The sequence below is a fragment of the Bacillus sp. GMa5/1 genome, from assembly GCF_050172015.1.
Lineage (GTDB): Bacteria > Bacillota > Bacilli > Bacillales > Bacillaceae_G > Bacillus_A > Bacillus_A cereus.
Window position 1 is genome coordinate 1 of record NZ_JBNLYC010000017.1, and the last position, 26,624, is coordinate 26,624.

Sequence of the window (26,624 nt, forward strand, 5' to 3'; positions counted from 1 at the left end):
TTTACATAAAGGCTCGGTAGCTCAGTCGGTAGAGCAGAGGACTGAAAATCCTCGTGTCGGCGGTTCGATTCCGTCCCGAGCCACCATTTTGAAATCACGAGCCGACTTAGCTCAATTGGTAGAGCAACTGACTTGTAATCAGTAGGTTGGGGGTTCAAGTCCTCTAGTCGGCACCACTTTCAAAATGAGCCATTAGCTCAGTTGGTAGAGCATCTGACTTTTAATCAGAGGGTCGAAGGTTCGAGTCCTTCATGGCTCACCATTTACAATTTAATGCGGGTGTAGTTTAGTGGTAAAACAAGAGCCTTCCAAGCTCTGGTCGAGAGTTCGATTCTCTTCACCCGCTTTTCAATTATGGGCCTATAGCTCAGCTGGTTAGAGCGCACGCCTGATAAGCGTGAGGTCGATGGTTCGAGTCCATTTAGGCCCACCATAATTGTTCCGCAGTAGCTCAGTGGTAGAGCTATCGGCTGTTAACCGATCGGTCGTAGGTTCGAGTCCTACCTGCGGAGCCATATTTATAGAGAAGTACCCAAGTGGCTCAAGGGGCTCCCCTGCTAAGGGAGTAGATCGCGAACGCGGTGCGAGGGTTCGAATCCCTTCTTCTCTGCCAGAACTGGCCCGTTGGTCAAGTGGTTAAGACACCGCCCTTTCACGGCGGTAACACGGGTTCGAATCCCGTACGGGTCATACTAAAAGAGATAGCATAATCTGCTATCTCTTTTTTTGTTGTATAAAAGTGAACTTTGGATAGTCTGCTTTTTTATGCAATAGAAGAAATATGAAGTATGGGCTGTTGCAGTTGGGTATATAGAGCGGTAAATACAATCATGTTGTTTATTTGGGCCTGTATGAATATGAAGGAACTATCTATCTAAAATGATACCTCAAGTTGAACTTTTACCCCAGCTGTATGGCTGTAGCCTCCTACACTTGGAGAAACGGATGAAAATACATCCGGGAGCTACTGTGGAAAATAAATAATATATAGAAAAAGCTGCCTCTCAATAGGGTGACCTACTGGAGACAGCTTTTTTATGTTGTCATTATTGTCGAGTTTTGTCGGTAATTCGATATATTGCAAAAATCGCTGATATATTTGGAGTTACGGTCGATATATTCTAAAAATCGCCGATATAATTTCACTTACCGATGAAAACCACAAGAAAAACCCTTTCACAATCTAAAGAAAACGCCTCCATTGAAATGGATTCCACACCTATTCCAATAACTTTACACTCTATGTGAAAAAGTTCACAAATAGGTCATAATTTGTGAAGTAATTCACAATAATACGTGCTACAATATGAATGTAAAGAAGTTAAACAACATTAAATTAGTATTTTAATTAATTACTTAAACAATCATAAAAAAATATATGTGAACAATAGAGAGGGGAAATTACCATGAAAAAAGGTATCAATCGTGTAGTATTAGTAGGAACAGGAGCTGTAGGTTGTAGTTACGCTTACTCAATGATTAACCAAGGTGTAGCTGAAGAATTCGTATTAGTAGATGTTAATGAAGCAAAAGCAGAAGGGGAAGCAATGGACTTAAGCCATGCGGTACCATTCTCTCCATCACCAACAAAAGTTTGGAGCGGTAGCTATGCAGATTGTAAAGATGCAGATTTAGTTGTTATCACTGCTGGGTTACCACAAAAGCCAGGTGAAACTCGTTTAGACTTAGTTGAGAAAAATACAAAAATCTTTAAACAAATCGTTCGCGGCATTATGGATAGCGGATTCGATGGAATCTTCTTAATCGCAACTAATCCAGTTGATATTTTAACTTACGTAACTTGGAAAGAATCTGGTTTACCGAAAGAGCGCGTAATCGGTTCTGGTACTACTTTAGACTCTGCTCGTTTCCGTTACATGTTAGGTGACTACTTAGATGTAGATCCACGTAACGTTCATGCTTACATCGTTGGTGAACACGGTGACACTGAACTTCCAGTATGGAGCCACGCTACTATCGGTGTACAAAAATTAGAAACAATCTTAGCTAACAACGAACAGTACAAACAAGAAGACTTAGACAAAATCTTCGAAAACGTACGTGATGCAGCTTACCATATCATCGAGCGTAAAGGTGCAACTTACTACGGAATCGGTATGTCACTACTTCGTGTAACTAAAGCAATCTTAAACAACGAGAACAGCGTATTAACTGTATCTGCATACCTTGAAGGTCAATACGGCGAGAAAGATGCTTACGTAGGTGTTCCAGCTGTAATTAACCGCGAAGGTGTACGTGAAATCGTAGAACTTGAGCTAAATGAAGAGGAAAAAGTGAAGTTCGCTCATTCTGTAAAAGTATTAAAAGAAACAATGGCACCAGTACTATAATAATTGCTAAATAATTCAGAGGTGGGAAACTGCTTCTTACCTCTGAACTTATATAATTTAATATAAATTCCTTTTCCGGTTTCCCTTGTATATCCCCAATATACCCCTTTTGCTGGATAAGGGTTGTTTATAGAAAAGAGCACTCTATTTTACGTAGAGTGCTCTTTATTATTCCGCTATTTGCCGGGCAGTAAAAACCCACTGATTAAAGTTTCATTTTATTATTTTTTAGGTGTTAATCCTAATTTCTTTAAAATATCTGCCAGTGTACCGCTTTTGGATTTTTCTACAGGTGTTTGTGATTTAGATGCATCTGGACCTTTTTTCAAGAAGTTCCTTTCAACGAAGCGAATATCTTTTTCGTCGACAATACCATCTTTATTAAGGTCTCCGTCTTTTACAGTTACTCCTTTTTTACCATAGTTGCTAGCGATAATTTCAGCATCTTTAATATCGATTACTTTATCAGCATTTACATCGCCGGTAAGGTTTTCGTCAGGTCTTGCATAATAATATTGGCCAAGCAGCTTACCGTCTTTTTCAGTACCAAGTTTCGTTGTTAGGCGGCTTGTTAAATGTCCTGGCACCTCTACATATAAGTTATAGTCGCGTTTATTAACTGGAAGTCCATTTAGTTTGAAGTATCCGTATTTATCTAGTGAGCCTTCAAACTTATGACGGTAAGAATCAGTCGCATATACTTTTACGCCAAGCTTTGTATAATCGAACTTTTCATCTAAATATTCGCGTTCATTTAAGAACGCACCAGGTTTAATATTTCCTTCTACTAGTGAGTTTAAGGACATAACTGAGAATGTTTGATCTTGAAGTACACGCATTCTATTTGGTTCTGATTCACCTTGTTTCCAGTAAACAAAAATTGGTGACTCTAATTGAGCGTTTGCTTCATAAAATTCATCATTTTCTACTTTGAAAGTTACATCAATGAACGGGAAATCACCATCTAATCCAGCAAAGTTTTTGTCATCGATAGCGCCGCCAACTGTAACAGAACCTGCCTCTAATTTCGGTTCATTTACTTTTGCGGTTACTCCTTTTTCGGAAAGTAGCTTTTCAAAAGCAGGATTAAATTTCGCATTTCAATAACATTGTGACAAAAAATATTGAGAAACATTTTTTTATGACAGATTATTTTGTTTTGATTTTGAGTGGAAAATAGCATGAAAAATAGGATAAACATAATAAAATAAAGGTTGAGAAAAAATAATTGGTAAAAATATAGAAGAATAATAAAGCGTTTTCAATTAATATTCGTCAAAATTCGATATTTTACACGGAAATGTGAAGAAAAACTAACATTTTTAAGAAAAAAACGAATGTTTTTTATAAATTAACAAGGATATTGCAGTTTTTCGCAGAAATAGTTAAAGTATAAAAAATTCTGTCATCTAAGTGAGGTGAGCATATTGAGTGTAATAAATTGTGAAGAAGTGAAACGAGATGAGTTTCATACAGAAAAGTACTATGAAAGTTATAACATCTTTGGCGCACATGTTGTGACGGAAGATGAGATTCAAGGGGTACGATTTACAGTCTGGGCTCCTCATGCGAAAGCAATGAGTGTTGTTGGAGATTTTAATGAGTGGGATTATGAGCAACATAAGATGCTACAAGTGACAGAAGAAGGGATTTGGTCCTTATTTATACCGCATATTGAAGAAGGAGAAATATATAAATATGCGATTGAAACGTTGGCTGGTGACGTCATTTTAAAGGCAGATCCGTATGCTATATATGCAGAAGTAAGACCGAATACGGCATCTGTAGTTTTTGATATAAAAGGATATGAATGGAATGATAAAAACTGGAATCGTAAGAAAAAGAAAAAACCGATTTATAAAGAAGCGATGACAGTTTATGAATTACATTTTGGTTCTTGGAAAAAGAAAGAAGATGGAACACTATATTCTTACAGGGAAATGGCAGAAGAACTCATTCCGTATGTGGTGGAACATCAATTTACACATATTGAAATTATGCCGCTTGTTGAGCATCCATATGATCGTTCTTGGGGATATCAAGGAACGGGATATTATGCCGCGACGAGTAGATTTGGTACACCGCATGATTTAATGTATTTTGTCGACGAATGTCATAAATATGGAATCGGTGTCATTTTAGATTGGGTACCGGGGCATTTTTGTAAAGATGCTCACGGTTTATATTTGTTTGATGGCACACCGACCTATGAATATAAAGATAAAGATGTACAAGAAAATCTAGTATGGGGAACTGTCAATTTTGATTTAGGAAAGAGAGAGGTACGTAATTTCTTAATTTCAAATGCGTTATTTTGGATGAGATATTTCCATATTGATGGTTTCAGAGTAGATGCAGTTGCGAACATGTTGTACTGGAATAAAGAAGGACAAGAGCAAAGTAATGAGTACGCTGTGTCATTTTTACGGGAGTTAAATGAAGCAGTGTTTGCAGAGGATGAAGATTTTCTTATGACGGCAGAGGATTCAACAGCTTGGCCACTTGTAACAGCACCAACGTATGAAGGTGGGCTTGGATTCAATTACAAATGGAATATGGGCTGGATGAATGACGTGCTGAAATATATGGAGTGTGCGCCAGAGTACAGAAAATATATTCATGAGAAAATGACGTTCTCTTTACTATATGCTTACTCTGAAAACTTCATATTACCCCTTTCTCATGATGAAGTCGTTCATGGGAAAAAGTCGTTATTAAATAAAATGCCAGGTGATTACTGGGATAAGTTTGCTCAGCTTCGTTTGTTATATGGATATTTCTTTACTCACCCAGGAAAGAAATTACTTTTCATGGGAGGAGAATTCGGGCAGTTTGATGAGTGGAAAGACCTTGAAGATTTAGATTGGAATTTACATGATTTTGAAATGCATCGTTATATGCATGATTACTTTAAAGAGCTCATAGCATTGTATAAGCGCTCAAAACCACTTTGGCAGCTTGATCATTCGCCTGAAGGTTTTCAGTGGATTGATGCTAATAATAACGAGCAAAGTATTTTCTCGTTTATCCGCCAAGGGGATAAACAAGAAGATGCGTTAGTTATCGTATGTAATTTTACGAAAGCTACATATGAAAACTATAAAGTAGGTGTACCAGATTTCGAGTATTATAACGAGATTTTAAACAGTGATGCACAGCAATATGGCGGTTCGGGACAAGTGAATAAGAAACGTCTTAAGACGATTCTAGAACCGTACCATAATCAAGCAGCACATGTAGAGATTACAATCCCACCATTTGGCGTATCCATATTACGACCAGTGAAGACGAGAAAGGGGAGCAAAAAACAAGATGGCTCAAAAACAAAAGTGCGTAGCAATGTTACTAGCAGGGGGAAAAGGTAGTCGTTTAAGTGCATTAACAAAGAATTTAGCCAAGCCAGCTGTTCCATTTGGTGGTAAATATCGCATTATTGATTTTACGCTAAGTAACTGTGCGAATTCTGGTATTGAAACGGTTGGGATTTTAACGCAATATCAACCACTCGAACTTCATAATTATATCGGAATCGGAAATGCGTGGGATTTAGACCGAGTAAACGGTGGGGTCACAGTCTTACCTCCTTATGCGGAGTCTTCAGGGGTTAAGTGGTATACAGGTACGGCAAGTGCCATTTATCAAAACTTAAACTATTTAAGTCAGTATGAACCGGAGTATGTTCTCATTTTATCAGGCGACCATATTTATAAAATGGATTACAGTAAGATGCTAGATTACCATATTCAGAAAGAATCGGACGTATCCATTTCTGTTATTGAAGTACCTTGGGATGAAGCGAGTCGCTTTGGCATTATGAATACAAATGAAGAAATGGAGATTGTTGAGTTTGAAGAGAAACCACAATTTCCAAGAAGTAATCTTGCATCAATGGGAATCTATATTTTTAATTGGTCAATTTTGAAAGAGTATTTAGAGATGGATGCAAGAAACCCTGAATCTAGTAACGATTTTGGAAAAGACGTGCTTCCGCTTTTATTGGATGAAGGGAAGAAGCTAATGGCGTATCCGTTTGAAGGATATTGGAAAGATGTTGGAACGGTGAAGAGCTTATGGGAAGCGAATATGGATTTGCTTCGCGATGAAACATCACTGAATTTAAACGATCGTAATTGGCGTATTTACTCTGTCAATCCAAACGAACCGCCTCAATATATTGCTGAAAAGGCAAAAGTAGAAGAATCGCTTATTAACGAAGGGTGCGTCATTGAAGGGGACGTGAAGCATTCTGTGTTATTCCAAGGAGTGACGGTGGAAGAAGGAAGTATGGTGATTGATTCTGTCGTTATGCCAGGGGCTAAGATTGGTAAAAATGTTGTGATTGAAAGAGCGATTGTTGGATCAGAAATGGTTATCGAGGATGGAACAATCATTCGTCCAGAAAAGAATGTTGACGATGTAGTATTAATTGCTGAAGGGAAATAGAAAAGGGGGATGAAATGAATGGGAGAAAAAATGTTAGGAATTATTAATGCAACGGGAAGTTTTCCTTCCTTAAAGAAAGTAACAGGGCATCGTTCACTAGCGGCGTTACCGTTTGGGGGCCGTTATCGACTCATTGATTTCATGCTTTCAAATATGGTGAATTCTAGTATTCATAGTGTGGCAGTTTTTACAAGCCATAAAAATCGTTCGTTAATGGACCATGTTGGTTCAGGAAAACAGTGGGATTTAGATAGAAAACGAGACGGACTATTTTTATTCCCGCCAAACTGCCAATGTGACCAAGATGAATTTGGGTCTTTTGCACACTTTAGAAGACATATTGATTATTTTCTAAGAAGCAGAGAAGAGTACGTTGTTATTACGAATAGCCATCTCGTAACAGCATTAAATTTTCAAGCGGTGTTAGAGCGACATATACATACGGCAGCTGATATTACGGAAGTTTGCCATGAAGGGGTTTCACTTCAAACATATGTGTTAAAGAAACAATTATTGTTAGACTTATTTGAGTCATATAAAGATGTGGAACAATACAGTTTATTTGATGTAGTGAGAGAAAAGCGCGGGAAATCATTACACATTGCTACATATGAACATACTGGATATGTAGCAATTATTGACTCGATTAAAAGTTACTATAAACATAGCTTAGAAATTTTGCAACCTGCTATTTGGAAGCAATTATTTAAGAAAGAAGCACCGATCTTTACGAAAGTAAAAGATGAGCCACCAACTCGTTATTTAAAGGGTGCAGTCGTGAAAAATACAATGATTGCAAACGGTAGTATTATTGAAGGGGAAGTCGAAAACAGTGTTGTTTCCCGTTCAGTTAAAATTGGAAAAGGTTCAATTATTCGTAACAGTATTATTATGCAAAAGAGCCAAATTGGAGATAACTGTATAATAGATGGTGTTATTATTGATAAAGACGTGAAAATTGGTGACGGTGTCGTATTAAAAGGAAACGCCGATGGGCCGTATGTTGTAGAAAAAGGAAGCGTACAAAACAGTACGATTAATAGTTATTCTTAAAAGAATCAGTGGGGGTCTTCCTCCACTGATTAAAGTTTTAATTCAAATGAAAACTCGAAGGGAGGAAGCTGCAAGAGGAGTAATAAAAACTTTTCGCGCAGTGGAACAACAAGTGAATATTTTATTTGCAGTATCAGAATGTGTACCGTTTGTGAAATCGGGAGGATTAGCTGATGTAGCGGGTGCGCTCCCAAAAGAGCTGAAAAAATTAGGAGTGGACGTTCGTATTATACTTCCGAATTATAGCCTCATTCCGCAAAAGTTAAGAGATGGATGTACGTTACATAAAGTAATTAACGTCCCGCTTGGGTGGAGAAATCAATATTGTGGAATTTTAAAAGGTGAGCAAGACGGAATTACGTATTACTTAATAGATAATGAATATTATTTTAAGAGAGATTCTCTGTATGGTCATTATGATGACGGAGAGCGTTTTTCTTATTTCTCAAAAGCGGTGTTAGAGTGTATTCCGCACCTTGATTTTGAAGTGGATGTTCTTCATAGCCACGATTGGCATACGGCTATGGTTAATTTCTTACTTCGTGAAAAGTATCAAGATAACCCGTTATATGAGCGTATTAAAACGGTATATACAATTCATAACTTACAGTTCCAAGGTGTATTTCCTCCTGAAGTAATGTACGACTTGTTAGAACTTGGTGATGAATATTTCCACAGTGAGCAGTTAGAGTTTTATGGGAATGTGAACTTTATGAAGGGCGGTATTATCGCTTCGGATCAAATTACAGCGGTGAGCCCGACATATAAAGAAGAAATTCAATATGAATTTTTCGGTGAGAAGTTAGATGGATTACTGCGAAAATATAATGATAAGCTTAGCGGCATTGTAAATGGTATTGATACGAGCGTATATAATCCAGAAACGGATTCGTATATTAAGGCTCAGTATGATGCAGAGTCATTATATGAAAAGAGTGAAAATAAACGCGCCTTGCAGCGTTATTTTGGTTTGCCAGAAAAAGAGGATACACCAATTATTTCAATGGTAACGAGATTAACGAAGCAAAAAGGTCTTGATTTAGTACGTACTGTATTCCGCGAAATAATGGAAGAAGATGTACAATGTATTATTTTAGGATCAGGTGATTCGGAATATGAGCAATTCTTTGAATGGATGGCATATGAGTATCCGGAGAAGGTAAAAGTTTATATCGGATTTAATGAAGAATTAGCTCATCAAGTGTATGCAGGAAGTGATTTATTCTTAATGCCATCGCTGTTTGAACCGTGTGGACTTGGACAACTTATCGCATTAGCATACGGTACGATTCCAATTGTAAGAGAAACAGGTGGATTAAACGATACGGTACATTCTTATGATGAAGAAACTGGAGAAGGAAATGGTTTTAGTTTCACGAATTTTAATGCACATGACATGCTGCATACGATTCATCGTGCAATTGAATTCTATCACGATAAACCGGTATGGGAGCAGCTTGTAAAACAAGCGATGACTGAAGATTATAGCTGGGAGCAATCGGCTCTTGCTTATAAGGAATTGTATAAAAGTCTCATGGAATAACATGTAGGTGGTGAAAAAATGTTTACTCATGTTGAAAGTTTTAAATCAACTTTTCTAGAAAAGTTAGAGACGATGTATGGGAAAAGTTTCAAAGATTCTACAACTCGTGATCAATATAATACGCTCGGCCATATGGTACGTGAGTATATGAATAGTCAATGGATTGCAACGAATGAGAGTTATCGATCCGGAGAGCAAAAGCAAATGTATTACTTGTCTATTGAGTTTTTGCTTGGACGTTTGCTTGGAAGTAACATCTTGAATTTAGGTATTAGAGATGTATGCGAGCAAGGGTTATCTGAACTAGGGATTTCGTTACAAGAGTTAGAAGAAGTGGAAGCAGATGCAGGCCTTGGTAATGGTGGGCTTGGACGCTTAGCAGCCTGTTTTCTCGATTCACTTGCATCTTTAAACTTGCCAGGACACGGCTGTGGAATTCGTTATAAACATGGTTTGTTTGATCAGAAAATTGTTGATGGTTATCAAGTCGAATTTCCAGAACAGTGGCTTCTTCATGAAAACGTATGGGAAGTAAGAAGGCATGATCAAGCTGTAGAAGTAAGTTATTTCGGCAGTGTTGAACCGCTAGAAATTGACGGGCGTTTAGAGTTTAGGCATACAAATGCAGAAGTCATTATGGCCGTGCCATATGATGTGCCGGTAGTTGGCTATGAGACGAGTACTGTAAATACACTTAGACTTTGGAATGCTGAACCAGTTCCTTTCCCGCAAAACTGCAAAGATATTTTGAAATATAAGCGTGAAACAGAGGCTGTATCGGAGTTTTTATATCCAGATGATACGCATGATGAGGGAAAAATACTTCGTTTAAAACAACAGTATTTCCTCGTATCAGCAAGTTTGCAAAATATCGTTCGAATGCATAGAGAAAGATACGGTGACCTTCGTCAACTACATGAAAAAATTGCGATCCACATTAACGATACACATCCGGTTTTAGCAATTCCGGAACTGATGCGTATTTTACTAGACGAAGAAAAGTTAGCATGGGAAGAAGCTTGGCACATAACGACGCAGACGATTTCTTATACGAATCATACGACGTTATCAGAAGCGCTCGAAAAGTGGCCAATTCACATTTTTAAACCGTTATTACCGAGAATTTATATGATTATTGAAGAGATTAATGAACGTTTCTGTCATGAACTGTGGGAACAGTATCCGTATGAGTGGGATCGTATTGAAGCAATGGCGATTATTGCACATGACCTTGTGAAAATGGCTCATTTAGCGATTGTCGGTAGCCATAGCGTAAACGGTGTAGCGAAAATTCATACGGAAATATTAAAGCAGCGGGAAATGCGATTGTTTTATGAATTTTATCCAGATAAGTTTAATAATAAGACGAATGGAATTGCTCATAGGCGCTGGCTTATGAAAGCAAATCCACAGTTAACAAATCTCATTTCAGAGGCGATTGGAACAGAGTGGAAGAAAGAACCGATTAAGCTTCAAGAGCTACAATTAGTTCAATATGATGCGAGTTTCCAAGAGAAATTTGCAGAGGTAAAACAAGAGCGTAAAGAGATTTTAGCGGAGCGTATTCATAATACAATGGGGATTACCATTGATCCAAATTCTATTTTTGATGTGCAAGTGAAAAGATTACATGCTTACAAACGACAATTATTAAATGTTCTTCATATTTTATATTTGTATAACCGTTTGAAAGAGGATGCTAGTTTTACATTTTATCCGCGTACTTTTATTTTTGGAGCGAAAGCATCACCTGGCTATTATTACGCGAAAAAAATTATTAAATTAATAAATGAACTCGCAAGAAAAGTAAATAATGACCCGTATGTCAGTCAATATATGAAAGTTATCTTTCTAGAAAACTATCGAGTTTCTTTAGCAGAAGATATATTCCCGGCAGCGGATGTAAGTGAACAAATTTCAACGGCGAGTAAAGAAGCATCGGGAACAGGTAATATGAAATTTATGATGAATGGTGCGATTACACTCGGAACGCTAGACGGTGCTAACGTTGAAATAAAAGACCGGGTCGGTGATGATAACTGTTTTATTTTCGGTTTAACAGCAGAAGAGGTTCTTCATTACTATCAAAATGGTGGATATCGTGCAAGTGATTATTATCACCACAATGGGCACATTAAAAAGGTAGTAGATCAGTTAACGAATGGTTTCTTTGCACAGTCGGGAGCCGAATTTGAAGCAATTTACGATTCTCTCGTTATTCAAAATGATGAATATTTTGTTCTGCGAGATTTTGGTCCATATGCTGAAAGACAAGAAGCTGTCGGTAGAGCTTATGAGAACCGAACGAAGTGGCTAGAAATGTCGATTTTAAATATTGCACAGTCTGGTCATTTTGCGAGCGATCGAACGATTTTGCAGTACAGTAATGAAATTTGGGGTATTGGTAATACAGTTAAACAGTTTTAAAGAGGTTGCTATATTGGGAGATATATTATCGATTTACCAACAGAAATGGATATTAATAAATAAAACGTGCTTAATAAAATTAAGCTCGTTTTATTTATTTTGCTTAAGAAAGAAATGGAACAGTGGTATATATGATACCTGCCCCATCATACTCTCCTGTCGCAAAGTATGAAAATGTAAAGAAACCTGTAACCGTAAAAATTACAATAAGGAAAAATGCGAAGATAAATTTTAACATGTAAGGTCCCCTCATCCAAAAATAACTTCATAGATTATTATAGTATACGAATATTTTATTTCCAATTGTTTACTGGTTAAAAATGAGAAGTCAGACATGTTTTGTATGTTGTAATGGAATGATTATTTGTAATGGATTTTGTGTTTTTTGTAAATGTCATGTTGTGATGGACGTGTGCATACTCCCAATCATGATCATTAAAATTTATGTTTCGGGGAGGGAGAAGTGGGACGACATCGAATAAGTTGACGAAACGAAAGCTACTAGCTACTTGTAGTTTATAATAATTTCGAAAAGCGATATCTCCTACTTTTGGAGAAGCGAATGTATAAAGTCCATACTGTGCGAAGGCAGTATTTATACGTGCATCTAATATGTGTAATGTGGCAAGCGCGCCACCTAGACTATGCCCAGTAGCTAGCAGTTTTTTATGTGCTGGCAATGATACGAGCATATCCATAATAGAATCACGACAAGACTCATAAATAGAGAGAAAACCGTTATGGACATTTCCGCCATTTAAAGCATAAGGATAAGGTTTTTGATTGACGAGAGAATCAATAATCCAATCTGGATCTGTTTGAGTGCCTCTGAAGGCAACGATAATTGTATCCTCAGATTCTAATATAAATCCGAACCATTCTGTTGTTTGAATGGCCTTTCCTTGAAAACCTTGTACATATTGAAAACCATCTGGTATTTCGAAAATACCATTTTGTTTATATTGTTCATACGTTAACTCACAACAAGAAGCTAACAGTATGGCAGTTTCTTTATCAAAGGATAAAGGAGTACGCATTAAGGTAGCCCTCCTTAAGAAAAGGTATAGTTTAATATATGCGGTGAGGAACTTGATTCATTCTTTTGGAGGTGGGGAATAGCTTGTATCGCTTACCTAAATCAGTGGAGGAAATTATAATGGCAAAATAAAACAGTGCCTGATAAGGGCACTGTTTACTCTTTTTCATCTCAAGGAATCGACTTTTTTAGTTATTCTTAATGAACTGACGCATGCGTTAGTTGCATAAGTAAGAGGTTTGAAAAAATAGCCTGTATATATTTGAATGATGAATAACTTACCTATTTTCTTGTGTTTGTTTGCGTTACATACAGAAAAAATTCGGAAAATAAAACATATTATTTATCTGTTTGTTTTTGCTTCTTTTTCAAATACTCCGTACGCAATTTTTCAAGTTGCTGCTTTTTATCAAATTTGGCAGGCTTCTGTTTTTCATGGAACTTTGCCACAGCTACCTGACTTTTGGAATCCAATTGATATTTTCCCACTTTGTTCACCTACTTTTCTTGTCTCTAAAGAGAATCTACTCAACAAATATAATATACCTTATTTTCCTGAAGTAAACCTTATTACTTTATTTTAACTGCTTTTTCTCGTTTGTAGACGTAAATTAAAACACCCTTTCACTTTATTACTGCAAGCAAGGGTGTTTTAATTTTATTATTTTATTAGTTGATGGCCATGCCCACATAAGGGCACAGTTTACTCTTTCCCATCTAATAAACGACCAAGGCCACCTAATACACTACCTTCGCCAGTACTTTGCGCTGCTGGGCTTGTAAGGCGTGCTGCTAATCGGCTAAGTGTTAAGGACTGAATCCAAACTGTTCCAGGTCCTTCTAACGTTGCGAAGAATAAACCTTCGCCGCCAAATAGAGCTGTTTTTACTTTTCCAACGAACTCGACATCATAGTTAATGTCTTTTGTCATAGCAACGAGACAACCTGTATCAATGCGAAGTTTCTCACCAGGTTTTAATTCACGTTTATATACAGTTCCACCTGCGTGCATGAAAGCAAGACCGTCACCTTCAAGTTTCTGCATGATAAAACCTTCACCACCGAAGAAACCAGTTCCTATTTTTTTCGTAAATTCAATTCCGATAGAAACACCTTTTGCGGCACAAAGAAAGGCATCTTTTTGACAAACTACTTTTCCTTGATATTCTGTTAAATCTACAGGAATAATTTTACCAGGATAAGGAGCAGCAAATGAGACGTGGCGTTTGCCGTGACCTGTATTTGTAAATACAGTCATAAACATACTTTCGCCTGTAACGAGACGCTTACCAGCGCCCATTAATTTTCCGAATAAACCTCCAGATGGGCCAGAACCATCACCGAAGATTGTTTCCATTTCTATGTAATCTTCCATCATCATCATTGCGCCAGCTTCTGCGATCACGCTTTCTTCTGGATCTAACTCAATTTCAACAAACTGCATATCATCGCCGTATAATTTATACTCGATTTCATGTGCTTGCATTTTTCTCACCTCATAAATATGTAGTAATTATATTGTACAGAAATTATTAGAATTAGCACACTATAGTTTTGTTAATTTTCCAATAAAATATGAATATGGAAATTCAACATTATATTAAAATTATAAAAAAATGGTGGAATGAAAGTGTTCTCATTTGACGTTTTTGATATAGCGTGATATAGTGAAGTCACTATTGAGCTACATAATGTGGTACGGAAATAAAGCACGTTGAATTAAAGGCTGTAAGCTTGTTATACATTCATGTCCTTTATATCCACCTTTTCATGTGGATTCATAGTTTCATTTTTATTTAGGAGGTACATGACATGCAAACAGGTAAAGTTAAATGGTTCAACAGCGAAAAAGGTTTCGGTTTCATCGAAGTTGAAGGTGGAGACGATGTATTCGTTCACTTCTCAGCTATCCAAGGTGACGGATTCAAAACTTTAGAAGAAGGTCAAGAAGTTTCTTTCGAAATCGTTGAAGGTAACCGTGGACCACAAGCTGCTAACGTTACAAAAAACTAATTAGCTAGCGATAAAAAGCATTCCGATTTTCGGAATGCTTTTTTTTATTCTTTGGAACTAGATTCATTTGAAGATAATTCACCTTTGAAGGTACGCTCTTCAAAGTCATCAAGCATTTGTTCATATTCTTCATGTTCTTCCGTAGCGAAAACTTGCGGATTTTTTCCATACATATCTGTACCAATAAAGTTTTCGAAATCTTCTACGTATCCTACATTTTCCTCACTGTTTACGTACATGCCATTATAGTTTTTCGAATCTTGTCTTTCTAAATCAGACGGCGTTTCAGATGTTCCGTAATTTGCGACATCTTGCCACGCATCTTCCGCATCGTACTCAACAGAATGGTCCTCATCATGCTTGTGAAAAGAAGGAGATAACACTTCCTCTTCAACTGGACGCGCATCCATGTTTAATTTATTTATTGCGTGCTGAACGCATGTTGTAGCAGTCGGCATTGCTTCCAATCTTTCAAATGGAATTTCTTCACCAGACACTTCGCAAATGCCGTACGTACCCGCTTCTATTTTTTGCAAGGCATGTTTCGTGTCCTCAAGCTGTTTATGCCAAAGCTCAATAAGCCCGAAGTCTTTTTCCCGTTCATATAGCTCTGTAGCCATATCAGCTGGATGGTTATCATAGCTAGATAATTCTCCAACGGAATCACGTTCAGAAGCACGATCTGTATTTTCATGAGTTTGTATCGTTTGCTCTAGTTCTTGTTTTTGTTTTTCTAAAATGGATTTAAATTGACCTACTTGTTGTGGAGTTAACATAGTCGTCCACCTTCCTACAATTCAGTTTCTTTACATAGTATGAGCGTTGAGAGTAGGAATTATGAGATGAATTTCAGATATGAAAAAGGAGCCGCATAAGCAGCTCCTTTTATAGAAAGTATCCAAGTAATAATCCAATTCCCATTAGGAAACCGAAGATTGTATTTGTTTTTGCTGTTGCAATCATCGCAGGTACCATTTCCATTGGAATGCTTTTGCCGATAAAGCCTTTCGTCGCTTTAAATGCTTTCGGTGTACTTAAAAATACGATAAGCATCCATGGTGATACGATGCCCACGATAATTAAAGCAATTGTCCAAATGTAGGAAACGATGAACATAGAAGCAAGTACACCAACCGCTCTTTCACGTCCAACGAGAATTGCTAACGTTTTACGACCGTTTTCTTTATCGCCATCTAAGTCACGAATATTATTAGCTAGTAAAATGGCACCAATTAAAATGGAGCTTGGAATAGATAGTAAAATGATTTCTGATGTTACAGTTCCAGTTTGAATAAAGAATGAAATTCCAATAATGATAACACCCATAAATAATCCGGCTGTTAACTCTCCAAATGGTGTATAGGCAATGGGAAGTGGGCCACCCGTGTAAAGGTAAGCAACGGCCATACAAACAAGACCGATTGCAGCAAGCCACCAGCTAGAATTCATACAAATATAAACACCTAATAGTATTGCGATGCCGAAAAATCCAAATGCTAAGTTAAGCACTGTTTTTGGCTGAATGCCATCGCGAACGATAGCGCCGCCGATACCAACTGAACCTTCGTGATCGAGTCCTCTTTTATAATCAAAGTATTCATTAAACATGTTTGTTGCTGCCTGAATGAGAAGACAAGCAAGAAGCATTATAAGGAAAAGAGGGAGATGGATTTGATTTATACCTCCGACCTGCATTGCATAGGCTGTTCCGATGAAAACAGGAACGAAAGCTGCTGTTAATGTATGGGGACGTAGTAAACTCCACCAAATGCGCCAGCCTGTTTGCTTGCTTGGTTTTGGCGCCATAGGAGAGGAATTCGTTTCGACGTTCATTTCCATGTTGAATCCTCCTTTGGTCACATATTGTACACAACTAAGTGTAGAAAAAGCATCATTTAGTGTCAACGTTTATTTTCTAGGAAGAGAAGGTGAATTTCTCAGAAATGCTAAACGTTGACAGGCCTTTCGTTTGAGGTGTATCTTAAAATCAAGCGTAATTATGACTATTTTTCGCCCATAGGGGGGAGACAATTGTGATTCAAACGAAACAAAAAGGCTTGCAAGAAGTTCTTAGTGCAGCCATTAAGCATGCAACTGATGAAAAAATATTGGTTAGTTTTGTAAAACAAATAGACTGGATGGATCCGCTTCTGTTTTATGCAGCAGGAAAAAGGATTGCATTGGAAAATAGATGTTATTTTGCAGATCCAGCTCAGCATGTAATATTTGCTGGAATTGGCTCTGTTTTCACTATAGCAAATTCTTCTCACAAACGCTTTCAAGCGGCTCGTGACGAGTGGGATAAAGTAAAAGAGAAAGCATTTGTACAAAGAGAAAAATATGAATTTGGAACAGGTCCTCTTTTATTTGGTGGATTTTCATTTGACCAAGAAAAAGAGAAAACGGACTTATGGAAAGAATTCGATGATACGACATTTTCACTACCAGCATTTTTATTAACTGTAAAAAATGAAAAAGCATGGTTAACGATGAATACATTCGTTTCAGCAACAGATTGTGCAGAAACTCTTTATAACGAAATTGTTTCTTTAGAAGAGAAAATTTTTGGGGAGAGTAAATGTGCATTAGAAGGATCGAAATTAACAGTTACTTCTAAAGTGGAAGTGGATCCGAAAGGCTGGATGAAAGCCATTGAGAAAGTGCAAGATGAGATGAAGCAGGGTAACGTGCAGAAGGTTGTATTAGCGAGGGAGCTAAAAGTAGAAATGGATCATCATATTGATTCTGCTCTTGTTTTAGAAGCACTTCGCATTGGGCAACCGGATTGTTACGTATTTTCTTTTGATTATAAAGGAGCATGCTTCTTAGGAGCGACGCCAGAGAGGTTAATTCGCAAAGAAGATGAGAAGTTTACTTCGATGTGTCTTGCTGGTTCAACTGGTCATGGTCAATCTATAGAAGAAAGTAAGCGAAATAGTAATGCGCTTCTTCATGATGAAAAGAATTTAGCTGAACACGGTTATGTTGTGAACATGATCAGGTCGGTATTAAATGAGCACTGCGAATACGTTAATATTCCGGAGAGTCCAGGTCTATTAACAACGAAAAACTTAATTCATTTATATACGCCTGTAGAGGCAAAAGGCACTGCGAGTCTTTTAACGATGGTAGAAGAATTACATCCAACACCAGCTCTTGGCGGGACACCTCGTTTGGAAGCGATGAAACTGATTCGTGATGTTGAATTGTTAGACAGAGGATTATATGGTGCACCGATTGGCTGGATAGATGATGAAGGAAATGGTGAATTTGCGGTTGCACTTCGCTGCGGATTATTAAATGGCGAGAAAGCATCCTTATTTGCCGGTTGCGGGATTGTAATTGATTCAGTACCGCAACTTGAATATGAAGAGACAAGTTTGAAGTTTAGACCGATGCTTGGTGCTTTGGAGGAATTAATGAAATGAACAATCATATAGAAGCATTATCATATTATTTAGGCGCGTTCGTGGATGAACTGACGCGTCTAAATGTATGTGATGTTGTCATTAGTCCAGGCTCACGGTCAACGCCGATTGCTCTACTAATGGAACAACACGAAGGAATGAACACATATTTACATGTAGATGAAAGATCTGCAGGATTTTTTGCACTCGGTATCGCAAAAGCGAAAAAACGTCCGGTTGCATTATTATGTACGTCAGGAACGGCAGCAGCGAACTACTATCCAGCTGTATGTGAAGCTTTCCATTCACGAGTGCCGCTTATCGTCTTAACAGCAGATAGACCGCATGAATTAAGAGATGTCGGTGCACCACAAGCGATGAATCAATTTAATTTATACGGTACGTTTGTGAAGCAATTTACAGAGATGGCACTTTCAGAAGCGAGTGAAGCGATGTACCACTACGCTCGCATGACAACGCAGCGCATGATAGCAAGTGCTTGTTTAGCGCCGCAAGGACCTGTTCATCTTAATTTTCCAGTTCGTGAACCGCTTATCCCGGACTTTTCATTAGAAAGTTTATGGGATAAAGGACGCGGGGAATATACAGGAGTAGTTCAGCAAGGGAACGTGGTGATGCCGAGTGAATATGTAGATTCTCTTGTAGGGCGCCTTTCACATATGGAAAAGGGGCTTATTATTTGTGGAGATGATAGTCATTCAGAAATCGCAACGTTTGCAACGCAACTAGCTGAAAAAACGGGATACCCAATATTAGCAGACCCACTTTCTAATATTCGTAGCGGACACCACGATAAAACGATGGTAATCGACTGTTATGATACATTTTTACGAAATGAATTGTTAAAAGAGACGTGGAAGCCGGACGTTTTAATTCGTTTTGGTGGTATGCCTGTTTCGAAAGCATTAACGCAGTTCATTAAAAAACAAACGAAAGCTGTTCATATCGTTGTTGACGAATCTGGACAATGGAGAGATCCAGCTCTTGTTGCGACAGAAGTTGTACAGGCAAGTGATATTGCATTTTGCAGTACATTAATAGAAAAAATGCCAGTTATGAAAAAGAATGATTGGTCCCAAATGTGGCAACATATAAACGAAAAAACGAAGGAAACGCTTCGTGAAATGGAAACATATGAAACTGCATTTGAAGGAAAAGTCATTACAGATATTGTACGCGTATTACCAGAAGGAGCAACGTTATTTGCGAGTAATAGTATGCCAATTCGTGATACAGATTCATTCTTCTTCACATCAGATAAAAATATTCAAGTGATGGCAAACCGCGGTGTAAATGGGATTGATGGCATCATTTCGACAGCTTTAGGAGCGAGCATGATTTGCGATCCGCTCGTATTAGTCATCGGTGACTTATCATTCTATCACGATTTAAATGGACTATTAGCTGCAAAATTACATGAATTAAATATAACGATTGTCGTTGTAAATAATGATGGTGGGGGTATTTTCTCATTCTTACCACAATATGAGAAAAAGGAACACTTCGAATCGTTATTTGGAACGCCGATTGGGCTTGACTATGAGCATGTTGTTAAAATGTACGGTGGTTCATTTAGCCGTGTAAATGGTTGGGAGCAATTCCGGGAGGAAGTACAAAAGGGAGCAACGACAGAAGGTTTACACGTTGTAGAAATTTGTACGAACCGTGATGAAAACTTAACGTTGCACCGTACGTTATGGGCAAAAACACAGGACGTAATTACTACATCATTGCAAGGTGAATCAAAATGAAAGTAACGCTGCAAGGTGTATCGTATGAATATGAAGTAGTCGGAAGCGGGGAACCACTTCTACTTCTTCATGGTTTTACGGGAAGCATGGAAACGTGGCGTTCTTTTATCTCTTCATGGAGTGGGCAGTTTCAAGTTATTGTAGTGGATCTTGTTGGACACGGAAAGACCGAGAGTCCTGAAGATGTTGCACATTATGACATTCGAAATGTGGCATTGCAAATGAAAGAACTATTAGATTACCTTCATATTGAAAAAGCACATATACTTGGCTATTCAATGGGCGGTAGACTGGCGATTACGATGGCGTGTCTATATCCAGAATATGTACGTTCTCTTTTATTAGAAAATTGTACAGCTGGACTCAAAAGTGAAGATGAGCGAAAAGAACGCTGTGAAAAAGATGAGCGACTTGCCGATAAAATTGAGCGAGAAGGCATAGAAAGTTTTGTATCGATGTGGGAAAATATTCCGCTGTTTGAAACGCAAAAACGTTTAGCAAAAAACGTACAAGAAGCGGTGCGAAAAGAACGACTTGCTAACAACCCAAAAGGGCTCGCAAATAGCTTGCGCGGCATGGGAACTGGGGCTCAGCCTTCATGGTGGGATGAGCTAAAAAACTTAAAAATACCTGTTCTTTTAATGAACGGAGAGCATGATGAAAAGTTCTTTCGCATATTAAAAAACATCAAAAAATGCGTCTCTGATGCGAAAATTGTCAAAATTGATGGTGCTGGCCATGCAATTCATGTGGAACAACCGGAAAAGTTTGATACAATAGTAAAGGGATTTCTAAAAACTATGCAGTGATGCTTTTTTCAGTTAAGAATGAAGTTACACTTATAGAGGAGATCAGAAATATACAAGGAGGTAGTTGTAATGGCTATTGAATGGGTAAAAGAAGGCAATTACGAAGATATTATTTATTCAACATACAATGGTATCGCAAAAATTTCGATTAACCGTCCTGAAGTACATAACGCATTCCGTCCAAAAACGGTAATGGAGTTAATCGACGCTTTTGCACAAGCTCGTGATGATGCAAATGTTGGCGTTATCATTTTAACAGGTGAAGGTGGACGTGCATTCTGTTCTGGCGGCGACCAAAAAGTTCGTGGTCATGGTGGATATGTAGGTGACGACCAAATCCCACGTCTAAACGTATTAGACTTACAACGTCTAATTCGCGCAATTCCTAAACCAGTTATCGCAATGGTAGCAGGTTATGCAATCGGTGGAGGACACGTACTTCATATCGTATGTGACTTAACAATCGCTGCAGAAAATGCTGTATTCGGACAAACAGGTCCTAAAGTAGGAAGCTTTGACGGTGGATACGGAGCTGGTTACTTAGCTCGTATGGTAGGCCACAAGAAAGCTCGCGAAATTTGGTACCTATGCCGTCAATACAGTGCTGGGGAAGCGCTTGATATGGGCTTAGTAAATACAGTAGTACCATTAGAACAACTTGAAGCAGAAACAGTACAATGGGCACAAGAAATCTTAGCAAACAGCCCAATGGCACTTCGTTTCCTAAAAGCTGCATTCAACGCAGACACAGACGGTCTAGCTGGTATTCAACAACTAGCTGGAGATGCAACGTTATTGTACTACACAACTGACGAAGCAAAAGAAGGTCGCGACGCATTCAAAGAAAAACGCAGTCCGGACTTCGGTCAATTCCCTCGTTTCCCTTGATCAAATCAAAAGCGGAGCCGACTGTTTAGCCTCGTAGGCTAAGGTTCTTTCGCACAGAAAGTGTTTTTTTACTTTCTCGTGCGGAAGGTTCTTAGACGGAAGGGGCTAGGAGGCGCAGCTAGATGAAACCAAAAGCGGAAGCGGCTCGCTTAGAACAAGAGGGCGTTGGAACTCCTGACGTAGAGGCGCTTTTTGCCTCGTAGGAAGGCGTGAAACGACCGACTGTTCTAGCCGCTGTAGCTAGATGAGATCAAACCGGAAACAAAACAACTAAGAGACTTGATGTCACATCAAGTCTCTTTCTTTCATGAAAGGAGAATGTATGATGGAGACGATGCCAAATTGGTTAAAGCAACGTGCATTTTTAACACCAGATCGTACTGCAATTGAAATAGAGGAAGAGAAAGTTACTTTTATGCAGCTGCATGAAAAGGTAGTATCTGTTTGTGAACACCTCACGCATGTAGGAGTGAAGCGAGGACAAAAGGTGGCTGTTCTGATGAAAAATGGTATGGAGATGATTACAGTTATTCACGCCCTATCGTACGTAGGGGCAGTAGCTGTGCTTTTAAATACGCGTCTTTCAAGAGAAGAGCTACTTTGGCAAATGGATGATGCTGAAGTTATTTGTTTAGTGACCGATCAAGAATTTGATGCTAAAGATGTTCCTGTCTATTCATTCGCCGAAGTGATGAATGGACCAAAAGAGGAAGCCTCTATACAAGAAGAATTCTCTTTAGAAGAAGCGATGACGATTATTTATACGTCAGGGACGACAGGGAAACCGAAAGGCGTTATTTTAACATATGGAAATCACTGGGCCAGCGCGGTTGGCTCTTCGCTTAATTTAGGACTTCGTGATGATGATTGCTGGTTAGCGTGTATGCCGATGTTCCATGTTGGCGGGTTATCTCTTCTAATGAAAAATATTATGTACGGCATGCGCATTTTACTCGTTCCGAAATATGATGCTGATTTTATTCATACAGCACTTCAAACGAGAGGCGTAACGATTATTTCAGTCGTATCAAAAATGTTAACTGATTTATTAGAGAGACTTGGAGAAGAAACATATCCTTCTTCTTTACGATGTATGTTACTTGGTGGAGGACCAGCGCCAAAACCGTTACTCGAAACATGTGTAGATAAAGGAATTCCTGTGTATCAAACGTACGGTATGACAGAAACGTCTTCGCAAATTTGTACGTTGTCCGCAGATTACATGTTAACGAAAGTAGGATCAGCTGGAAAGCCACTATTTCAGTGCCAACTTCGTATTGAAAAAGACGGCGTAGTAGTGCCGCCACATGCGGAAGGTGAAATCGTAGTAAAAGGACCGAACGTAACAGGTGGTTACTTTAACCGTGAAGATGCGACGCGTGAGACTATTCAAAACGGATGGCTTCATACTGGTGACCTAGGTTATTTAGATGAAGAAGGATTTTTATACGTATTAGATCGCCGCAGTGATTTAATTATTTCTGGCGGAGAGAATATATATCCGGCTCAAATTGAAGAAGTGTTGCTGTCCCATCCAGCGATAGCGGAAGCTGGTGTTGTAGGTATGACTGATGATAAATGGGGACAAGTACCCGCTGCTTTTGTTGTGAAAAGCGGGGCGGTAACAGAAGAAGAAATTCTTCACTTTTGCGAGGAGAAATTAGCGAAATATAAAGTGCCGAAGAAAGCATGTTTCTTAGAGGAATTACCACGTAACGCTTCGAAAAAATTGTTAAGACGAGAGTTAAGAGAATTAGTGGAGGAGAAAGAAACAGTAAACAAAAACATAGACAAAAGTAGGCATATATAATAAAAAGTAATTATGAAACAATATAAACCAAAAGAATTTTCAGAAATGCTTAATGTCTCTGTTAAGACATTGCAAAGGTGGGACAATCAAGGTGTTTTAACTGCTTACCGAAACCAAAAAGGAAGATGATACTATACAGAAGAACAGTATAAGGAATATATGGGTATTCAAGAAGAAAATAAAGTAGGCAAAGTAGTTATTTACACAAGAGTATCAAATCCAGGTCAGAAAGATGATTTAGAAAATCAGGTTGAGTTTTTAAAAACATTCGCAAATGCACGAGGGATGATTGTAGATGAAGTTATCAAAGATATTGGTAGCGGATTAAACTACAAAAGAAAACAGTGGAATAACCTGATTGACAGTTGTATGGAAAGAAATATTTCGACTATCATCATTGCACACAAAGATAGATTTGTACGTTTTGGATATGAGTGGTTTGAAAAGTTTCTTCGTAAAATGGGAGTGGAAATTATGATTGTTAACAATGAAAAACTATCTCCTCAAGAAGAACTTGTGCAGGATTTAATATCTATCATTCATGTATTTAGCGGTAGAATATATGGGTTGAGAAAATACAAAAAGAAAATGTCGGAGGATGAAGATTTATGAAAAGAGCATATTTAATAGAAATCAAACCGACAACTGAACAAGTTAGTAAAATCCGTCAAACTATTGGGGTGTGTCGATATGTATATAACCTGTATATCTCTAAAAATAAAGAGGCATATGAGTCGGATGGGAAATTTCTTAGTGGCTATGACTTTTCTAAATGGTTAAACAACATTCATACAAAAGAGTGTGACCAGTGGATTAAAGAAGTGTCGAGCAAAGCGGTAAAACAAGCGATTATGAATGGAGATAAAGCTTTTAAGCGATTTTTTAAAGGTTTATCTAAGTTTCCACGATATAAAAAAAGAAGAAGCAAGATGTGAAGTGCTACTTTCCGAAAAACAACAAAACAGATTGGACAGTAGAAAGACATAGAGTAAAAGTCCCTACAATTGGTTGGATAAGGTTAAAAGAGTATGGATATATTTCAAAAAATACAACTGTAAAAAGTGGTACAGTATATCAAAGAGCAGGAAGATACTATGTGTCTATACTCTGTGAAGTGAAAGAGGTAAAACCAAATTCAATTCTCAATGCAGTAGGTATAGGAATTGATTTGGGAATTAAAGACTTCGCTGTACGTAGCGATGGAAAAACTCACAAAAATATAAATAAAACAGTACAAGTAAAAAAGATAGAAAAACGGTTAAAACGTGAACAACGCTCTTTATCACGCAAATTTGAAAATATAAGAAAGAGAGGTGAACAACCTGTTACTAATAAAAGAGCGAATATAAACAAAAATATTCTTAGGGTGCAACAGCTACATGCTAGGCTAGCAAATATTCGATTAGCGTATGTAAAGTCTATTGTAAATGATGTGGTGAAAACCAAGCCAATGTTTATTACAGTAGAAGATTTGAATGTGAAAGGTATGATGAAGAACAAACATCTATCTAAAGCTGTAGCGCAACAATGTTTTTATGCTTTTAAAACATGGTTATCAACGAAATGTAGGGAATATGGAATTGAACTACGGCAAGTGGACAGATTCTATCCATCTTCTAAAATATGTTCATGTTGCGGTCAAAAAAAGTCGGATTTAAAGCTGTCTGACCGAGTATATACATGTGATTGTGGAAATGTAATGGATAGAGATTTAAATGCATCTATCAACCTTTTACAAGCAAAAAAATATACAATACTAACGTAAATAGATTGTATATATGTACGGTGGGCTACATCGGAATTTACGCCTGTGGAGTGTCACAGCAAACTGTAGTAGCAAGTGATTAGCGAGGCAGGGCACGTAGAAGCAGGAATACTCTAAGAATATACATTTGTCTATATTTTTAGTAGCAGATGTAGGTGGAAATAAAAAAAGCGACACTTCATATAACAGAAATGCCACTCGTAATCCCGTTTGCTGCAAGCTACGGAACGTATGAGAAGCGTGAGAGCATCGTTATTAAATTAGAGGATACGGACGGATACATTGGATTTGGCGAAGTCGTCGCCTTCTCTGAACCGTGGTATACGGAAGAAACAGTGAAGACAGCATTGCATGTACTGCAAGATTTTTTATTACCTGATTTATTAAAGGCTGAAATTTCTCATCCGAATGAGGTACCGGGTCTATTTCAACATATAAAAAGAAACCGAATGGCAAAGGCAGGAATAGAAGGAGCTGTTTGGGATTTATATGCGAAGCGACAAAAGAAGTCATTAGCGACATTACTAGGCGGGACTAGACCTGAAATTGAGGTCGGTGTTGTAATTGGTATCAATACAATTCCGGTTATGTTAAAACAAATCGAAAAGTACGCAGAAGAAGGGTACGAGCGTTTTAAAGTGAAAATAAAGCCAGAGCATGACTACGAATTATTGAAAGAGATTCGTAAAGAATTCCCGCACATCCCGTTAATGGCTGATGCGAACTCAGCGTACACGTTAGCGGATACGGAGAAATTGAAACGATTAGATGAATTTCAATTGATGATGATTGAACAACCGTTAGCGGATTACGATTTTCTTGATCATGCACAGCTGCAAAAGAAAATCGAAACGCCAATTTGCTTAGACGAAAGTATCCATAGTTTAGAAGACGCGCGCGTTGCGACTACGCTTGGAAGTTGCCGCATCGTAAATATTAAACCAGGGCGAGTGGGCGGATTAACGGAGTCGATTCAAATCCATGATTATTGTATGAAGCATAATATCCCCGTTTGGTGTGGCGGTATGGTGGAGATGGGGATTTCAAGAGCACAAAATGTTGCGCTTGCCTCATTGCCGAACTTTACGATTCCAGGCGATATATCTGCTTCTAGCAGACATTGGGAGCAGGATATTATTTCGCCGGAAGTGATGCTTAAGGGCGGAAAAGTTATGGTGCCGCAAAGTGTTGAAGCTGAGTATGAAGTAGACCGCGGAAGGTTGGCGGAGATCACGAAACAGCGAATTGTTTTGGAGCGGTAACTTGAGTCTTTAAAGTAGCGGGCGAATTTCGTTGTTAATTGTCGG

19 protein-coding genes, 8 tRNA genes and 4 pseudogenes are annotated in these 26,624 nt (G+C 38.1%); 23 read left to right on the top strand and 8 right to left on the bottom strand.

Features of this window, described 5'->3' with window-relative positions; translation table 11 throughout:
- The first annotated feature begins 10 nt into the window (after positions 1-10).
- The 8 genes from ACQGSG_RS06755 (at position 11) to ACQGSG_RS06790 (ending at position 690) form a co-directional block, all read left to right on the top strand.
- Positions 11-86 (top strand) — tRNA-Phe (locus ACQGSG_RS06755).
- Between the two features lie 14 nt (positions 87-100).
- A tRNA-Thr gene (locus ACQGSG_RS06760) sits at positions 101-176 on the top strand.
- A gap of 10 nt (positions 177-186) precedes the next feature.
- Positions 187-262: transfer RNA gene (locus ACQGSG_RS06765), tRNA-Lys, on the top strand.
- 13 nt (positions 263-275) lie between these two features.
- Positions 276-346: transfer RNA gene (locus ACQGSG_RS06770), tRNA-Gly, on the top strand.
- Positions 347-356: 10 nt separating this feature from the next.
- A tRNA-Ile gene (locus tag ACQGSG_RS06775) sits at positions 357-433 on the top strand.
- Between the two features lie 7 nt (positions 434-440).
- Positions 441-515: transfer RNA gene (locus ACQGSG_RS06780), tRNA-Asn, on the top strand.
- Positions 516-522: 7 nt separating this feature from the next.
- Positions 523-613, top strand: a tRNA-Ser gene (locus ACQGSG_RS06785).
- Positions 614-618: 5 nt separating this feature from the next.
- Positions 619-690: transfer RNA gene (locus tag ACQGSG_RS06790), tRNA-Glu, on the top strand.
- Between the two features lie 98 nt (positions 691-788).
- On the opposite strand, the pseudogene ACQGSG_RS06795 reads toward ACQGSG_RS06790, so the two are convergent.
- Positions 789-964 (bottom strand): annotated as a pseudogene (locus tag ACQGSG_RS06795) (IS4 family transposase); the annotation flags it as partial.
- Between the two features lie 442 nt (positions 965-1,406).
- On the opposite strand from ACQGSG_RS06795, the gene ACQGSG_RS06800 reads away from it, so the two are divergent.
- Positions 1,407-2,351, top strand: a complete 945-nt coding sequence (locus ACQGSG_RS06800; RefSeq protein WP_000715340.1) for an L-lactate dehydrogenase — start codon at positions 1,407-1,409, stop codon at positions 2,349-2,351.
- 221 nt (positions 2,352-2,572) lie between these two features.
- On the opposite strand, the pseudogene ACQGSG_RS06805 reads toward ACQGSG_RS06800, so the two are convergent.
- Positions 2,573-3,451, bottom strand: a pseudogene (locus ACQGSG_RS06805) (dockerin type I domain-containing protein); the annotation flags it as partial.
- A gap of 327 nt (positions 3,452-3,778) precedes the next feature.
- Here ACQGSG_RS06805 and glgB point away from each other — a divergent pair.
- The 5 genes from glgB to glgP all read left to right on the top strand — a co-directional run bounded on the left by glgB (position 3,779) and on the right by glgP (position 11,817).
- The gene (gene glgB / locus ACQGSG_RS06810; RefSeq protein ID WP_000111398.1) at positions 3,779-5,716 is read left to right on the top strand and encodes a 1,4-alpha-glucan branching protein GlgB; all 1,938 of its coding nucleotides are present in this window, start codon (positions 3,779-3,781) and stop codon (positions 5,714-5,716) included.
- A complete protein-coding gene (glgC, locus tag ACQGSG_RS06815) occupies positions 5,664-6,794 on the top strand; it encodes a glucose-1-phosphate adenylyltransferase (RefSeq protein ID WP_000057606.1) in 1,131 nt (376 codons plus the stop codon). The genes glgB and glgC overlap by 53 nt, the downstream gene beginning before the upstream one ends.
- Before the next feature lie 18 nt (positions 6,795-6,812).
- Positions 6,813-7,847 carry a glucose-1-phosphate adenylyltransferase subunit GlgD gene (gene glgD / locus ACQGSG_RS06820; protein WP_098877352.1) on the top strand — a complete coding sequence of 345 codons (1,035 nt, stop codon included), beginning with the start codon at positions 6,813-6,815 and terminating at the stop codon, positions 7,845-7,847.
- 112 nt (positions 7,848-7,959) lie between these two features.
- Positions 7,960-9,390, top strand: a complete 1,431-nt coding sequence (gene glgA, locus ACQGSG_RS06825; RefSeq protein WP_023901191.1) for a glycogen synthase GlgA — start codon at positions 7,960-7,962, stop codon at positions 9,388-9,390.
- 18 nt (positions 9,391-9,408) lie between these two features.
- Entirely contained in the window at positions 9,409-11,817 is a 2,409-nt protein-coding gene (gene glgP, locus ACQGSG_RS06830; protein WP_061884703.1) for a glycogen phosphorylase, read from the top strand.
- A 103-nt stretch (positions 11,818-11,920) separates the two neighbouring features.
- On the opposite strand, the gene ACQGSG_RS06835 is transcribed toward glgP, so the two are convergent.
- The 4 genes from ACQGSG_RS06835 to ACQGSG_RS06850 all read right to left on the bottom strand — a co-directional run bounded on the left by ACQGSG_RS06835 (position 11,921) and on the right by ACQGSG_RS06850 (position 14,339).
- Positions 11,921-12,055 carry a hypothetical protein gene (locus ACQGSG_RS06835; protein WP_000911065.1) on the bottom strand — a complete coding sequence of 45 codons (135 nt, stop codon included), beginning with the start codon at positions 12,053-12,055 and terminating at the stop codon, positions 11,921-11,923.
- Between the two features lie 76 nt (positions 12,056-12,131).
- On the bottom strand, positions 12,132-12,854 hold the full coding sequence (locus tag ACQGSG_RS06840; RefSeq protein ID WP_001260134.1) for a lipase family protein: 723 nt from the start codon (positions 12,852-12,854) through the stop codon (positions 12,132-12,134).
- A gap of 338 nt (positions 12,855-13,192) precedes the next feature.
- Complete coding sequence (locus ACQGSG_RS06845; RefSeq protein WP_000521639.1) at positions 13,193-13,342, bottom strand: hypothetical protein; 150 nt, start codon at positions 13,340-13,342, stop codon at positions 13,193-13,195.
- A 214-nt stretch (positions 13,343-13,556) separates the two neighbouring features.
- Entirely contained in the window at positions 13,557-14,339 is a 783-nt protein-coding gene (locus tag ACQGSG_RS06850) for a TIGR00266 family protein (RefSeq protein ID WP_001147834.1), read from the bottom strand.
- 326 nt (positions 14,340-14,665) lie between these two features.
- Here ACQGSG_RS06850 and cspD point away from each other — a divergent pair, with 326 nt between their 5' ends.
- Entirely contained in the window at positions 14,666-14,866 is a 201-nt protein-coding gene (cspD, locus tag ACQGSG_RS06855; RefSeq protein ID WP_001193054.1) for a cold-shock protein CspD, read from the top strand.
- Positions 14,867-14,910: 44 nt separating this feature from the next.
- On the opposite strand, the gene ACQGSG_RS06860 is transcribed toward cspD, so the two are convergent.
- Together ACQGSG_RS06860 and ACQGSG_RS06865 are read right to left on the bottom strand one after the other, a co-directional pair.
- Positions 14,911-15,642 carry a yteA family sporulation protein gene (locus ACQGSG_RS06860; RefSeq protein WP_098876624.1) on the bottom strand — a complete coding sequence of 244 codons (732 nt, stop codon included), beginning with the start codon at positions 15,640-15,642 and terminating at the stop codon, positions 14,911-14,913.
- 109 nt (positions 15,643-15,751) lie between these two features.
- On the bottom strand, positions 15,752-16,705 hold the full coding sequence (locus tag ACQGSG_RS06865; protein WP_098877351.1) for a 1,4-dihydroxy-2-naphthoate polyprenyltransferase: 954 nt from the start codon (positions 16,703-16,705) through the stop codon (positions 15,752-15,754).
- Positions 16,706-16,899: 194 nt separating this feature from the next.
- Here ACQGSG_RS06865 and ACQGSG_RS06870 point away from each other — a divergent pair, with 194 nt between their 5' ends.
- The 8 genes and pseudogenes from ACQGSG_RS06870 to menC all read left to right on the top strand — a co-directional run bounded on the left by ACQGSG_RS06870 (position 16,900) and on the right by menC (position 26,579).
- The gene (locus tag ACQGSG_RS06870; RefSeq protein WP_000616750.1) at positions 16,900-18,294 is read left to right on the top strand and encodes an isochorismate synthase; all 1,395 of its coding nucleotides are present in this window, start codon (positions 16,900-16,902) and stop codon (positions 18,292-18,294) included.
- Positions 18,291-20,045 carry a 2-succinyl-5-enolpyruvyl-6-hydroxy-3-cyclohexene-1-carboxylic-acid synthase gene (gene menD / locus ACQGSG_RS06875; protein WP_426947125.1) on the top strand — a complete coding sequence of 585 codons (1,755 nt, stop codon included), beginning with the start codon at positions 18,291-18,293 and terminating at the stop codon, positions 20,043-20,045. Before ACQGSG_RS06870 ends, menD begins: the two co-directional genes overlap by 4 nt.
- A complete protein-coding gene (menH, locus tag ACQGSG_RS06880) occupies positions 20,042-20,854 on the top strand; it encodes a 2-succinyl-6-hydroxy-2,4-cyclohexadiene-1-carboxylate synthase (protein ID WP_151153427.1) in 813 nt (270 codons plus the stop codon). The genes menD and menH overlap by 4 nt, the downstream gene beginning before the upstream one ends.
- A gap of 69 nt (positions 20,855-20,923) precedes the next feature.
- Positions 20,924-21,742: a 1,4-dihydroxy-2-naphthoyl-CoA synthase gene (gene menB / locus ACQGSG_RS06885; RefSeq protein ID WP_000963886.1), complete on the top strand. Its 819-nt coding sequence runs from the start codon at positions 20,924-20,926 to the stop codon at positions 21,740-21,742.
- Positions 21,743-22,067: 325 nt separating this feature from the next.
- Positions 22,068-23,552, top strand: coding sequence for an o-succinylbenzoate--CoA ligase (locus ACQGSG_RS06890; protein WP_176520658.1), 1,485 nt, complete (start codon positions 22,068-22,070; stop codon positions 23,550-23,552).
- 12 nt (positions 23,553-23,564) lie between these two features.
- Positions 23,565-24,164 (top strand): annotated as a pseudogene (locus ACQGSG_RS06895) (IS607 family transposase).
- A pseudogene (locus ACQGSG_RS06900) lies at positions 24,161-25,317 on the top strand (RNA-guided endonuclease InsQ/TnpB family protein). Before ACQGSG_RS06895 ends, ACQGSG_RS06900 begins: the two co-directional pseudogenes overlap by 4 nt.
- A 155-nt stretch (positions 25,318-25,472) precedes the next feature.
- Entirely contained in the window at positions 25,473-26,579 is a 1,107-nt protein-coding gene (gene menC / locus ACQGSG_RS06905; RefSeq protein WP_098604794.1) for an o-succinylbenzoate synthase, read from the top strand.
- Positions 26,580-26,624 lie beyond the last annotated feature (45 nt).